This is a genomic window from Paenibacillus sp. JT22N12 (assembly GCF_056269365.1).
Map to the genome: position 1 here is coordinate 778,063 of NZ_JBWDNU010000001.1, position 12,864 is coordinate 790,926.

Annotated in this window: 12 protein-coding genes; all 12 read right to left on the minus strand. The window is 51.4% G+C overall.

The genetic code is table 11. The annotated features are described in order from the left end of the window. Positions 1 to 108: 108 nt before the first annotated feature. Positions 109 to 687, minus strand: a complete 579-nt coding sequence (locus AC0YOA_RS03220; protein ID WP_475765976.1) for a cupin domain-containing protein — start codon at positions 685 to 687, stop codon at positions 109 to 111. 67 nt (positions 688 to 754) lie between these two features. After that, positions 755 to 1,597 carry a sugar ABC transporter permease gene (locus AC0YOA_RS03225; RefSeq protein ID WP_475785374.1) on the minus strand — a complete coding sequence of 281 codons (843 nt, stop codon included), beginning with the start codon at positions 1,595 to 1,597 and terminating at the stop codon, positions 755 to 757. Between the two features lies 1 nt (position 1,598). Beyond that, positions 1,599 to 2,903 (minus strand): sugar ABC transporter permease, encoded by a 1,305-nt coding sequence (locus AC0YOA_RS03230; protein ID WP_475785375.1) that lies wholly within the window; start codon positions 2,901 to 2,903, stop codon positions 1,599 to 1,601. Positions 2,904 to 2,990: 87 nt separating this feature from the next. After that, entirely contained in the window at positions 2,991 to 4,328 is a 1,338-nt protein-coding gene (locus AC0YOA_RS03235) for an extracellular solute-binding protein (RefSeq protein WP_475785376.1), read from the minus strand. A gap of 343 nt (positions 4,329 to 4,671) precedes the next feature. Next, on the minus strand, positions 4,672 to 5,739 hold the full coding sequence (locus AC0YOA_RS03240) for an undecaprenyldiphospho-muramoylpentapeptide beta-N-acetylglucosaminyltransferase (protein ID WP_475785377.1): 1,068 nt from the start codon (positions 5,737 to 5,739) through the stop codon (positions 4,672 to 4,674). A gap of 78 nt (positions 5,740 to 5,817) precedes the next feature. Then, positions 5,818 to 6,807 (minus strand): LLM class flavin-dependent oxidoreductase, encoded by a 990-nt coding sequence (locus AC0YOA_RS03245; RefSeq protein ID WP_475785378.1) that lies wholly within the window; start codon positions 6,805 to 6,807, stop codon positions 5,818 to 5,820. Between the two features lie 102 nt (positions 6,808 to 6,909). Beyond that, complete coding sequence (locus tag AC0YOA_RS03250; RefSeq protein WP_475785379.1) at positions 6,910 to 7,557, minus strand: HAD family hydrolase; 648 nt, start codon at positions 7,555 to 7,557, stop codon at positions 6,910 to 6,912. A 39-nt stretch (positions 7,558 to 7,596) separates the two neighbouring features. After that, positions 7,597 to 8,160 (minus strand): 5' nucleotidase, NT5C type, encoded by a 564-nt coding sequence (locus AC0YOA_RS03255; RefSeq protein WP_475785380.1) that lies wholly within the window; start codon positions 8,158 to 8,160, stop codon positions 7,597 to 7,599. Positions 8,161 to 8,494: 334 nt separating this feature from the next. Further along, positions 8,495 to 9,700, minus strand: a complete 1,206-nt coding sequence (locus AC0YOA_RS03260) for an MFS transporter (RefSeq protein ID WP_475785381.1) — start codon at positions 9,698 to 9,700, stop codon at positions 8,495 to 8,497. Positions 9,701 to 9,771: 71 nt separating this feature from the next. After that, positions 9,772 to 10,053, minus strand: coding sequence for an ArsR/SmtB family transcription factor (locus AC0YOA_RS03265; protein ID WP_475785382.1), 282 nt, complete (start codon positions 10,051 to 10,053; stop codon positions 9,772 to 9,774). Positions 10,054 to 10,143: 90 nt separating this feature from the next. Continuing rightward, positions 10,144 to 11,379, minus strand: coding sequence for a winged helix-turn-helix domain-containing protein (locus tag AC0YOA_RS03270; RefSeq protein ID WP_475785383.1), 1,236 nt, complete (start codon positions 11,377 to 11,379; stop codon positions 10,144 to 10,146). 161 nt (positions 11,380 to 11,540) lie between these two features. Further along, on the minus strand, positions 11,541 to 12,668 hold the full coding sequence (locus AC0YOA_RS03275) for a stalk domain-containing protein (RefSeq protein WP_475785384.1): 1,128 nt from the start codon (positions 12,666 to 12,668) through the stop codon (positions 11,541 to 11,543). Positions 12,669 to 12,864 lie beyond the last annotated feature (196 nt).

The following is a 12,864-nucleotide window of genomic DNA, read 5'->3' on the forward strand; positions in this document are numbered from 1 at the left end:
AGAGATTATCCGGCTTGAATGAAAAAGAAACGAAAATCAGCCTGACGGCGAGATTCGTTTCTCTCTCAAGACCTATTCGGATTGCTAACTCCCCCGTATGGATGATTTCTATGCGTAGGGGCCGGCATAAATTGCTTGCTGGACGCCCATCGTATTCTGGAAGCATCCGGGGGGAGGCCCCAGAATGACAGATTCCCTGATTGGCGCGACCGCTTTGGCGTAATCCTCCTCATTGATGCAATAAGCCCGCTGCATCACTTCCTTGGGTATACTGCGCAGGAAATCCGATCCAAAAACAATATCAGGAGTTGGCTGATCAAAAATAGTAAGAATATGAGCGTGGTCGGATTCGCAAATAATCCAGTGGAACCAGCCTTTGGGGAACAAGGACACCTGTCCCGGCTTCAGGCAATAGGTCATCAGCTTTTGTGTAAAGGGGTTAAAAACCGATGTAATCACTTCTCCGCTAATGACAATAACCATCTCCGTCACATTGGTGTGCCAATGAGGCTGGACTATAATCCCCTTGCTCACATGGACGTTGAAAAAACCGTTTTTTATTGCGGGAAACTGCGCGCCGAACAGCTGGGTTATATAATTTTGCGGATCGCGTTTATAATTGAGCACCCGGTTGGAATCGGCCGCCAGGCTTAAGTCGGGGGATTGCAGAACTGCATCTGTCATCATGGTGTTTCCTCCTTAATGGGTATACGTCTATTCAATGTATGCCCTGAAGGGTTAAAACGAAACAACATTAACCTTTCGTGGCCCCGTCGGCCAGACCCGAGATGAGGAACCGCTGCAGCAGAAGGAATACCGTCGCAATCGGAATGGCAATCAGGATCGTTCCCGCCGCGAAAATAGTGAAGTTGTTGGCGAACTTATCATTGATGAAGTTATACAAACCCAGCGCCAAAGTGAATTTCTCCGGACTGCGGATAATAATCCGGGGCGTGAGAAAGTCGAAGAACGGCGCCATGAAGGTGAACAGGGCGACGACCGCGATGATCGGCCTTGCGAGCGGGACCAGTATGCGGAAGAATATCGTCAGATAGCCCGCTCCGTCCATTTTGGCGGATTCGTCCAGGTCGCGGGGTATCGTGTCCAGGTACCCTTTTACAAGGAATACGTTCATCGGCAGCCCGCCGAATACGTAGATCAGAATCAGGCCGGTAAACGTATCCAGCAGATTCACTGTATTGAGGAGCAGATAAATCGCCACCATCCCCATCAGCACAGGGAACATCTGCAGAAGCAGAAATGTATATATGCTGTTCTTCCGGCCGACGAACCGGAATCGCGAGAATACATAAGCGATAATGGACACGAGACAGACCGAAGCCAGGCCGTTCGCGGAGGCTACGAACAGCGTGTTTTTGTACCAGAGGGTGTAGTTGCTCTGCGGATCTGTAAACAGCCAAATGTAATGCTCCAGCGACCAGTTGTCGGGAATAAGCTTCAAGGCGAACAGGCTCGTGCCGGGATTCAGCGACATGCTGAACGCCCACACCAGGGGATAGAGAATAACGGCGAACATAATCAGGACCACCAGGTAAATCCCCGACACTTCCACAGCGGATTTCAAGGAGCGTTTCATATCAGTACATATCCTCCTCTTTGAAAGAGCGGGTTTTGCGGAACTGGTAGAAGGCGAACGCCGCGACGACGAGGCCCATTATAATGGAAATGGCCGCTGCCATTTTGTAGTTGTTCTCATTGAAGGTCAGGCTGTACACCCACGAAATCAGAATATCCGTGGCGCCCGAGTTCTGGCCCGGGACAGGCGGACCGCCTTTGTTGAACAGGTAAATAAGATTGAAATTGTTGAAATTGAACGAGTACTGCATGATGAGCAGCGGCGCAGTCGCATATAGAACATGCGGCATCGTGATGTAGCGGAATTTTTTGATGCGGGAGCCCCCGTCCACATCCGCCGCTTCGTACCAATCCTTGGAGATGCTTTGCAGCACGCCGGTAATAAGGGTGAATACATAAGGGAAGCCCAGCCATACCTGAATTCCGATTATCGCAATTCTCGCCCATAACGGGTCCGACAGCCATGGAATGGCCAACCCGAAGCGGGAGAAAATATCCCGGTTGATAGTGCCGAAGGTATCGTTGAACATCGCCGTGAACACGAGGACAGTCATAAAGGAAGGCACCGCCCAAGGCAGAATGAGAACGGTGCGGATTGCCCGCTTGAATTTCACCCGGCTGTCGTTGACCAGCACGGCCAGGAAGAAGGCAAGCGTGATTTGCAGCGTTGTCGCGACCAGGGTCCAGACGACCGTCCAGGATAATACGGAGAGCAGGCTTTTGCTCCAGACCGCTTCCGTGAACAGGGCCTTGAAGTTGGCGAATCCGACCCAATCCAGCAGATGCGCAGGCGGAGAGTTGTACAGGTTATAGTTGGTGAAAGCGAGCGAGATCATAAACAGCAGCGGGAAAATAATGATCAGCGTCATCATAATAAAATTCGGGATGACGACGAAATACGGGAAGCCATGCTCCCAGCTGTCCAGGAACGCCTGCCGTACGGACGGGGTGCGGATACCCTCCTGCCGCTTCCTCGCGTCCTTGTGCGCATCCAATAAATTGAGCGCATACAGCCCCAGAACAATGACAAGCAATATTACGGATAAAATGCCCTGAACAAGCAGACTGCGGGAATCATCCGTTTCCTGACTATCGCCAAGACTTATTAAGCCTGCGATGCCGTTGAATACCGGTACAGAGAGAGAATAGATCAGGCTCAAGCCCAATATGAGGAGCAGAATCCCCTTGATCCAGCGGCGGTTGTACAGCTGCCCAAGACCCGGAATCAGGGATAGCAGCGCGGCCATTGCCGGACTATGGTGGCTATAAGTGAGCGTATTCTGACCGGTTGCGTGCTTGATGTTCATGATGGTTGCACCTTTCATAGCTTTCGCAGATAGAGGAAAAGGGACTGCGAAAGAGCCCCTTTTCCCCGCCTGCGGTTCGCAGTATCGTTATTTCACGCCGGCCATCTTCATCTTGTCGTTAATCAATTTGACCGCATCATCGAGCGAAGTTTGTGTATCCTTGCCGTCCGTGATGAATTTCAGGGCGTTCGCCATGGGATCCCATACATGATCGAGCTCAGGGACGGTCGGGAACGGCTGGCCGTATTGGATTTGGCTGGAGAATCCGGAAACCAGGGGATCTCCCGTCAATACAGGATTGTTCAGCACAGTCTTCACGGGCGGTACCTCTCCCGTCTTCTTGAAGTATTCGAGCGCGTTCTCTTCGTTCGTCAGGAATGCGGCGAAGTCGCTTGCCCATTCCGGATTCTCGGAGAATTTGGACAGCATCCAGCCCTTGACGCCGATGAAGGAGGTCGGGTGAGCGCCGTCTTCAAGCGTCGGAAGCGGTGCTACCGCGAGGTCGTCGCCCAATGCCTTCTTGTAATCCGTAATGGCCCACGGCCCGTTGACAACGGCAGCCACTTTACCCTGGGTGAATAGGCCGCCGACCGTATCGCCGTTGATGCCTTTGGGCAGATAGCCTTTCGTGAACCAGCTCTGGATCAGGTTGGCGCCCTTGACGACGCCTTCCTTGTTCAAGCCGATATCGCTGATATCAAATACGCCTGCATTGTCCTTGAAAATATAGCCGCCGCTGCCGCCCAGAAAGCCCCAGGCAAAGTAGAAGTCAGTTGCAGCGAACAGGAAGCCGTACTCTTGCTTCTTGGCATCCGTTTTCTCCTTCATGATGGTTTCAAGCTCGGCTATCGTCGCCGGAGCCTGCGGAATCAGCTTCTTGTTATAGAATAACGCGTAGGTTTCGGTCACCAGCGGAAGACCATACAGCACGCCATCCTGGCTCAGCGCCTGCAGAGCTTCCGGCGTATACAGCTCCCTGGCGGCATCATCCGTTTTGACCTCCTGCACGAGACCTTTCACCACAAGACTGCCGATTCCCGGCTGATAGAACAGATCCGGACCTTTGCCGGCCGGCCCGTCAAGCGCCAGCACATCCGGCTGGTCGTTCATCGCCACCGGCTTGATATTGATAATGATGCCGGTCTTCTCCGTGTATTTCCTGGCCGCCTCTTCGATAACGGCAACCTTGTCGGCATTGTCATCCGGCCAGATCGTCAGCTCAGCCGGCTTGGCTGGACCGGTGCTTTCAGCCTCGGCTCCGTTCGTGGCGGCATTCGCATCCGTGGGCTCGGCTGGAGCCTCTGCCGTATTCGCAGGCTCCTGGGGACTGCTGCCGGATTCGGCATTATTGTTCGTTCCGCCGCAAGCCGCCATCGTTAACGCGACGAGCATCAGGCACAGTGTTACAATCATCTTTCTCTTCATGAACATGTTGGAACTCCCTTCTCTTTGCATACCCGTTGATGTTGTCGCTCCCCGGTCATTGCCGGAGTTCTTGTATATCATTGTAAGATCCAGGCGAACCCCCAAACCACCAATCTCGTGACCTGAAAGGCTAAGATTGTGACTTGTCGATGGATATCGAACTCCACTGCCATGAAACAGAAAAAAGCCGGGGAAACCCAGGGTTTTGGCGCCTTGGTTTCTCGCGGCTTAATAAAAGAACAGAAAGATATATGGCATGATGCAGTTGGATAATTGGATGACACCGATACTGCTGTTTCAAAAAAACCTTTTCCTAAAATTCCCTAGATGTTTACTGGACCGATCAGCTCTTGGCAATTCCCTTAATGAAACCAAATACGTCCGCTAAAGCATCCCTTTCGGGATAGTCATTCATTCTGTCGATGAACAGACGACGTTCATTAAACAATTCCTTGACCCCGGCTGTTAAGGTCTCTGCGGATAATTGTTCTTCATACAGCACTTTACTGAAGCCTGATTGGTGAAACGATTGCGCATTCAGCAGCTGGTCTCCGCGGCTCTGATTCCGTGTAAGGGGGATAAGCAGCATCGGCTTGCGAATAGCCAGAAACTCAAAGATCGAATTCGCGCCTGCCCGGGAAACCACGACATCCGACATAGCCAGAACATCTGCCAGCTCCTGATTGATGTATTCATATTGTCTGTACTCGCGAATCTGCAGGGATGGATCAAGCTGCCCTTTGCCGCAGAGATGCACGATATTAAAGGTTTGGGCCAGCTCTGTCAACGATTCGCGCACGGCTTGATTGATGGCTCGGGACCCCAGGCTGCCTCCCATCACAAGCATAACGGGCTTATTCGTACGGAAGCCGCAGAATTCCCTTCCCCTGCGGGCATTCCCCCGTTTGATCTCCTCACGGATAACAGCGCCGACATACCGGGCCTTGCCGCTCTTCAGGTGACCGGCTGTCTCTTGGAAGGTCGTACAAATCCTGTCGGCAAAAGGCATGCACAGCCTGTTCGCCAATCCCGGGGTAATATCCGATTCATGAATAATAACCGGGACCTTGTTCAGCCAGGCGGCGAACACCACGGGCACCGATACGAAGCCGCCTTTGGAGAACAGGACATCGGGCTTGCTTTTGCGGATCAACCGATATGCCTGATAAGCGCCTTTTACCACCTTGAAAGGATCCTTCAGGTTCTGCAAATCAAAATAACGCCTCAGCTTGCCGGTCTTGATCGCATAATACGTGACATGCTGAATCGGAGAAACCAGCTGTTTCTCGATTCCCGTCTCCGAGCCCATGTATTCGACAGACCAGCCTGATTCAAGAAAACGCGGAATAAGCGCCAAATTTACCGAAACATGACCCGATGAACCCCCGCCGGTAAACAATATTTTTTTCAACCGCGTTCACCTGTGAAGAAGTTAATTCCCTCGTACCATGAACTTGAATCCTCCGGCACAACTCCACCCGGCTCAGAATTACCGGCCATTAAATCCACCTCTCTCTTTGTCTTGATTCTGCAACCCGCCGCTGCTCCACATACTGCGTGCAAGCAGTTCGAACGACCGGAGCCGCTTGCAGTAATCGGGAATCATCGTGACCAGCATAAATTCATCCACCCCGTACTGGAGCGACATCTCCTCCAGCCGCATTGTCAGAGCTTCGGGCGTGCCTGCCAATAATTTGCGGGCTGCAAGCGCAGCAAGCTCTTCCGTGCTGATATTACTCTGGAACAAGCTCATACCGGCAGTTGCCAGCTCCCGGGCTTCTTCTTCCGTATCCGCACAAACAAAACCGACCGTCACGATCGTTCTGGGCATGGGGCATCTGGGGGAAGGCTTGAACGCATTCCGGTAGGACTGCAGAACCTCTGCTCCATCCCGGTCGCTCATGAATTGGCCGAACACATAACCCATTCCAAACTCGGCCGCATAAGCCGCGCTCTTGCTGTTCGTCCCCAGCATCCACAATTCCGGCGGCTCCGGAGGGATCGGTCTGGCGGTTACCGGATAGCCGTCATATTCATAATTCTGCTCCAGCAGCTCCGTTATCGCTCTCAGCTTATCCGGTATCTGCGCTACATTCTCAATGAAATTCCCGCTTAACGCCATGCTTGCATGCGCCTGGCCGCCAGGTGCCCGGCCCATTCCGAGATCGACACGCCCGGGGTACAAGCTGGCCAGCATATGGAAGGATTCCGCCACCTTGAGCGGCTTATAATGCGGCAGCAGCAGCGCTCCCGAGCCGATGCGGATGCGCTCGGTTCTCGCTCCGATATGGGAGAGGAGCACCTCCGGCGAGGTGCTGGCCAGACCCGGCATATCATGATGCTCGGCTGTCCAGTAGCGGGTGAAGCCAAGCCGTTCGGCTGTTTGGGCAAGCTCGGCCGCCTGGCCGAGCGCATAAGCGGCGTCCTTATTTTCGAATAAAGGGACAAGGTCCAGCACACTAAGCTTGATGGATGGCATGGTATTCACCCCTCCTGTTCTTCCATCTTCGTATTCCGTCTTCGTTAAGAAGAAACGGTTTTCTTATACTTTCAGTCCAGGGAAGCTCCCGCTTCCTTTCCATCATATAAATTGAAGAATGTCACGGATGTGCCCGATCCATCCTTCCGGGAAGACGCCTGCTTTATTCATATGTTCCAGCTCAGTCTGATAGGCAATAAAGGTCATCCCCGCCTGCTCCGAAGCCTTCCCGTCTATCCATGCATCTCCAACAGACAGCCATTCCTGCGGCTCCGTATCCGGATAAGCGTTCAGAAGATAGAGAAAACCGTCCGGCGACGGCTTCAGGCTGTTTACCATTTCCCTGCCTACAATATGATCAAAAAAATGCAAAATTTGATGATCCGAGAGCGCCTTATGCGCAGCCTGGCAGGCATTGTTGGTGACGACGGTCAAATGGAACCGGCCATGCAGCTCCTCCAGCAGCTTCGCGACTCCCGGCTCAAGCTCGGCGCCCTCCATCCCAATCCATTCGTGTCTGCTGACCGTGCTCCACATCTCCTCCATAAGCGCTGCGCTCATTGCCGATGTCCGGACAGCTGCCTGGATCAGGGTTGCGGTCGTATGGAGTGCCAGCGGAAAATCTTCCGGAAGAATTCCTTGGCTAGCGAGGAACCGGAAGGTCTCCGCCTTCATTAATGGAAAGTCAATATGTGACCGCAGCAGGGTATTATCCATATCAAACGCAATGCCTTTATATTTTGACTCCATAAGCAGCCTCACTTTATCGTCTTTCGTGAACCATGGACCTTATTCGGGCAGCAGGCTCATCAATTCATCCCAATTCGTAATCCGTGGAATATCTACATGCCTGTTGTAGGAATTGTCTTTGACGTAAACATTCATTGCCAAATCTGTGAGCGTCTCCAACACGGCAGGCTTATCGTCAAAATAATAATCCAATCCCAGCCTGCGGATAATATGCACCTTCTCGGTATCGCTCATGCCGCAATAAAAGCGGCCATCCTGTACCGGGAAACCCGCCTGAATGAGCCATTTCTTCGTTCTTTCGCAATGCTCGGCCGTCCGTGCGGTAATATAATAGACCTCGTGGCCATGGCGTACGAGCTCATGCAGAGCCTCTACCGCGTCCGGGAAAGGCGGACAAGAGGAATAATAAATTTCTTCCCTGCTGCTGTTCCACATTTGTTTTCCCTCTTCAGCCGTCATGCCGAACAGCTCATGGATGGGAATCATATTCAAAGCCTGAAACTTGTTCAGCGCTACCTGCCTGTTCAGCTTCTTATTGTAGAGATGAAAGGCATGTTCCCTTAAATTGATGAGTGTGTCGTCAACGTCAAAGCCAAATTTCATCCAGGGCTCTCCTTCTTCTGCTTCTTTTCCATTTAAGGTCATACTGTTATCTTATCAGAACTCTTTTCCATTTAGTATCGTGCGTGGAACCATAGTCAAATACCTCCAGTCTTCATCAGCAATAAAAGAGCATGCAGCCATCTTCGCGGGAAGAATGGCATGCATGCTCTAAAAGTGCGCTAATCGTTATTTTTCGATTCGAGAAATGATTCATATCATAAATAACGACCCCGCCGCCTGTGTGTCAAGGGCGACACCGCTGATTTCAAGGAACAAGGCCCAGCCGTTTGAACGGCTGGACCTTGTTCAAGGTTTCTTGTCCGGTGGATGAAAATCAGGCACCCAGCTCCTGCAGGCTTTTCTCCTCCACAGTCTTCTGGAGGGAAGCTGACCGGCTGCGGGAAAGTCTGAGCGATATGGTGGCAATACCCGCAGAGACGGCGACTCCCGCTGCTCCTATCCAGCTGATGGAGGCAAGCGAGCTCTGCTCGACGATGACTCCCCCAATTCCTGCACCCGCGGCCATGGCCAGCTGCAGCACGGAGCTGTTCAGACTAAGCATAATCCCGGAAGCCTCCGGAGCAAGCGAAATTAAGTGATACTGCTGGGTTGGCCCTGAAGACCATGCCGAGAATGACCAGAGCATAAGCAGCATGAACACGATAACGGGAGAATGGGCTGCGAGCGTCAGCAGCACCAGAGCCGCCGCATGAAACAGCATTCCGCCGATCAGCGTGCGGGGAGCTCCCCATCTATCTGTACTGAAGCCTCCGAGCTTGGATCCGATCAAGCTGAAGATACCAAAAGCGAACAGGCCGATGCTGACCCACTTCTCACTCATGCCTGTTATTTCAAGCAAAAATGGTGAAATATAAGTGTAAACGATGGAGTATCCGCCAATCCAGAAGAAGGTCACGGTTAGAGCGATAGCAATTTTCGGCTGCTTCAAGAGCGCCAGCTGCTGCCGGATAGGTACAGGCTGCTCGCTCTCCGTCTGCGGAATGGTGATATAAATCATGAGCATGGCAAGGATCCCGAGAATGCCGATGCCTCCGAAGATCAACCTCCAGTCATAAGCGGAGGCGACTACCCTACCCAGCGGAACGCCGATAATGAGTGCGGTGCTGAAGCCCATAACGAGAGTGGCAATCGCGCTAGCCTGCTTGCCCGCGGGAGCTATCTTGGCGGCCACAGTCAGCGCCGTTACGACGAATACCCCAGTGCCAAGAGCCAATATGATCCGTGAGCCCATCAAAAAGCCAAACCCGGAGAAGGCGATGGCTACTCCGTTTCCGATCACGAATACAAGCAGCGAGTACAGGAGCAACTTGCGCCGATCCATTCGGGCCGTAACGCCCATCAGGAGCGGCGTGCCAAAAGCATAAGCAAGGGAAAAAACGGTGATGAGCTGTCCGGCTGCGGACAATGAAACGCCGATATCCGACGCCACTTTATCCAGAATGCCCGCGATGATAAACTCGGATGTGCCAACCAGAAAGCTAACAATCGCCAGCATGTATATTTTCCATGTATTCGACATGTTTTTAAGTACCTCTCTCCACTTTGTTGATTTTTATATTTCTAAAAATATAGAAATTAGGAATAAAAAAATTATGCCAGCAGATACGGCGCATATTTATGGGCCATCTCGTAGTTTACACTGTAATAAATATAGGTTCCATCCTTACGGAGATTCAACAAGCCACAATCGGTCAACTGCTTCAGATGATGCGAGAGCGTCGAGCCGGCGACCGTCTCCAGCTTGCTTCCAATATCGGAGCAGCATAAATTTCTCTCTTCTGTAAGCAGCATGGCGATTTTGAGACGGGTCGGTTCGCCAAGAGCCTTGTATACCCGTACAGCCTGTCGTACTTCCTCCGTATCTTCAAGCATAAATATCTCCTCCTTTGTCTAAGCCTATATTTCTAAAAGCATAGAAATAAGATAGCACATCGGACTGTGCAAGTAAATAGCTTTTGTTTATTATTTTTCCCGAGAAAACCGCTCTACCGATACGGTTGATGCCCCGTGTGCATGAGCAAACGCTTCGAGCTTCCTGTGCACGTGTTGGCTAAGACGTTTCGTAAAGTCAATTTCCGGATCGATTTGCAATAATTGAACCGATAAATGTCTTTGCTTTTTATCCAGGCGCGGGTCCATGCGTCCGATCAAGCGGTCGCCGGCTAATATTGGCATCGCGTAATAACCGTACTTACGCTTGATGGCTGGCGTATAGATTTCCCACCGGTATTCAAAATCGAATAAATCCTCCAGCCTCTTGCGGCTCCACAATAAGTTGTCCAGGGGCGGAAGAAAGTGAATCGGCACATCATCATCTTCCCCGCTTGTCCGCACGCCATCTTCTTTCTGATGCACGGAGAAGCTTTCTACATCCGAAGCCAACAGGTAATAGTGCCGTTTAAGCCCTTCGACCTCGACAGGTACAACTTCTCCGAATTCAATGTACCGGTCGATGGCTTCCCGCCGTTCTTTTGCGCTTAACCGCTGCCAGCCAAGACGCGGGTCGCTTGGTTCAAATACTCTGTAGGCTTGAAAATATTTGCGCAGCATCCTGTCATGCGCTTCGGCGGGGTCGATTTGGTCGGCCAGCTGCTGCAGCGGGGCAGGGATACTGCGGCTGGTCACATCGAAAAGGCGCTGGTTTCCTTCTCTGCCGACGATTCTGATCTGCGCGGCGTCCATTAATAAATTCAGCGCATGGGACGTAGCCTTGGTCTTGGCGTTCACATTATCCCAATACCCGTATACCCGCTCATCAGATTCGAACGACTTTGCCGGAAGCGGGCCTTCGATCTCCAGCTTATGCAGCACTTGTTCAATGACCGGCTGAATCATGTCGATTGAAGCACTTGTCCGCTCCCGCAGACGCTGCCGGACCGGCTCAAAAATAGGGTAATGTTCCATCGGAATAATACAGGCCGCGTTTGCAAAATATTCAAAAACCTCGTTTTCCCGCAGCAGCTCGTTTAGTATTCCCTGCTCATAACCGGCAATTCTTGCTGCCAGCGTCAAGTGCTGATTGGGACTGACGGCAGACACCGGATCGATTTGAACGCATTCCAGCTGTCTGATCACATCCATAACACGCTTGCGCAACTCCTCCGTAGAGCTTGCGCGTTCTTCACGGGGATAAAGCAAAAGCTGCTTCTCAAGCAAAAATCGTCTGAGCGCACGTTTTGTCGTCTGTATCGGTTTCATCCCTTCACCTCCGAATCGCATATTTTTTACAATACGGCATGTTATCGAATTCTGCAAATAAGAAACTTTGTTATATGACAAAAAAAGACCACACAGCAGGCATTTGCCGCATGTGTGGTCTTCCTCTGATCCATAATAACTATAGTGCCGGCCTTCTAAAATTAACGTCTTGGAAAATATCCGATAAATTCCTTCGTATTAAAGTTGAAGGCGAGCGTAACGGGACCCAGCAGGGCATCCTGATCCGTGTTGTACGTTACCGTTACCAGCTTGCCGCCCGCGGCTTGAAGAGCTTCCAGGCTTTTCTTCTGTGCATCCGTAGCGGCAAGAACTCCCGAGCCTTGAGCATCCACCAGTTCTACTTTGGCTTCATTTTGCTTCGTGGTCAGATGGGATTTGTCTTTAACCAGATGCCATGCCATTCCCCGGTACGCTTTGATCGCGTCCGCGGTCAAAACATTGTTGTCCATCACATGATTGTCCAATACAACCATATAGTAAAGCGGGCCTTCCGGCATTTTGCTGTCGGTGTAGTTCGGGCCATAGTAGACACGTACTTTGTTTCCGACCTTCACATCTTCCCATTTAACCGCTTGCCCGTCCGGAGACAATACACTTGTTTCCTTGCCGGAATTTACGGTCAATGTTGGAATCAGCGTGCCGCCTTTGGCTTCGCCGAACTGTACGACCCATCCATCAGCAGTATGCTTGATCGCTTGAATAACATCTTCACGGATCAGGGATTGGCTGCCGACATTAATTTGTGCGGCGTGGGATTCGACCGGGAAGGTCATCGCTACATTCGGACCGTATTGCACATCGATTTTCAGGCCATTCTTGAGGTCTTTGGCGCTGATGGCTTTACCGGCACTATTCTTAATGACCGTATCCTTGTCCGCATAAAGGATTGCCCAGCTGTTGTCGCCTTTGCCGAGCATCTCGATCCGGTATTGTCCGTCAGCAGTTTGCTTGACGTCAACGATTACGCCCGTATTGCGCAAATATTTCACTGGAGCGACCACATCCGTTTTATTGATAGTAATAGAACGGTGACGCGAATCATAGTTCAACGTATATCCGAGCGCTGAAGCCTCGCTTTTGGCAGGCAGATAAACTTGGCCGTTGATAATGACCGGTTTCATGGAAGTAGCTTGTCCATTAACCGAGACTTTAATATCACTGCGCAGCAATCCGCTTACTTTATAGAAAAAACCTGAGGCGCTCGCAGCCGTCGTAACCCCGAGCAACCCAATCATCGTAATGAGTGCAACTTTCTTCTTGGTGTTCATTGTTATTGCTCCTCCTACCCCTTAAGGGTTATTTTTTTATGGTAACAAACACTCAGACGGCAGTGGCCGGAAAAAGGTTTCACTCGATAATAAAGTTATTATTTGGAAGAACACCTCCGGCTTCGACGTTGGTGCAAACGAATCCCGGATGGATTCTTGAGGTTGACCAGGTATGATATGATACAAATAATCCTGC

What these genes read in the sequence shown, in the direction of transcription:
- AC0YOA_RS03235 (WP_475785376.1), bottom strand. Translation starts at nt 4,328, where the DNA reads ATGAAGAGAAAGATGATTGTAACACTGTGCCTGATGCTCGTCGCGTTA.
- AC0YOA_RS03255 (WP_475785380.1), bottom strand. Translation starts at nt 8,160, where the DNA reads ATGAAATTTGGCTTTGACGTTGACGACACACTCATCAATTTAAGGGAA.
- AC0YOA_RS03245 (WP_475785378.1), bottom strand. Translation starts at nt 6,807, where the DNA reads ATGCCATCCATCAAGCTTAGTGTGCTGGACCTTGTCCCTTTATTCGAA.
- AC0YOA_RS03225 (WP_475785374.1), bottom strand. Translation starts at nt 1,597, where the DNA reads ATGAAACGCTCCTTGAAATCCGCTGTGGAAGTGTCGGGGATTTACCTG.
- AC0YOA_RS03220 (WP_475765976.1), bottom strand. Translation starts at nt 687, where the DNA reads ATGATGACAGATGCAGTTCTGCAATCCCCCGACTTAAGCCTGGCGGCC.
- AC0YOA_RS03230 (WP_475785375.1), bottom strand. Translation starts at nt 2,903, where the DNA reads ATGAACATCAAGCACGCAACCGGTCAGAATACGCTCACTTATAGCCAC.
- AC0YOA_RS03250 (WP_475785379.1), bottom strand. Translation starts at nt 7,557, where the DNA reads ATGGAGTCAAAATATAAAGGCATTGCGTTTGATATGGATAATACCCTG.
- AC0YOA_RS03270 (WP_475785383.1), bottom strand. Translation starts at nt 11,379, where the DNA reads ATGAAACCGATACAGACGACAAAACGTGCGCTCAGACGATTTTTGCTT.
- AC0YOA_RS03265 (WP_475785382.1), bottom strand. Translation starts at nt 10,053, where the DNA reads ATGCTTGAAGATACGGAGGAAGTACGACAGGCTGTACGGGTATACAAG.
- AC0YOA_RS03275 (WP_475785384.1), bottom strand. Translation starts at nt 12,668, where the DNA reads ATGAACACCAAGAAGAAAGTTGCACTCATTACGATGATTGGGTTGCTC.
- AC0YOA_RS03260 (WP_475785381.1), bottom strand. Translation starts at nt 9,700, where the DNA reads ATGTCGAATACATGGAAAATATACATGCTGGCGATTGTTAGCTTTCTG.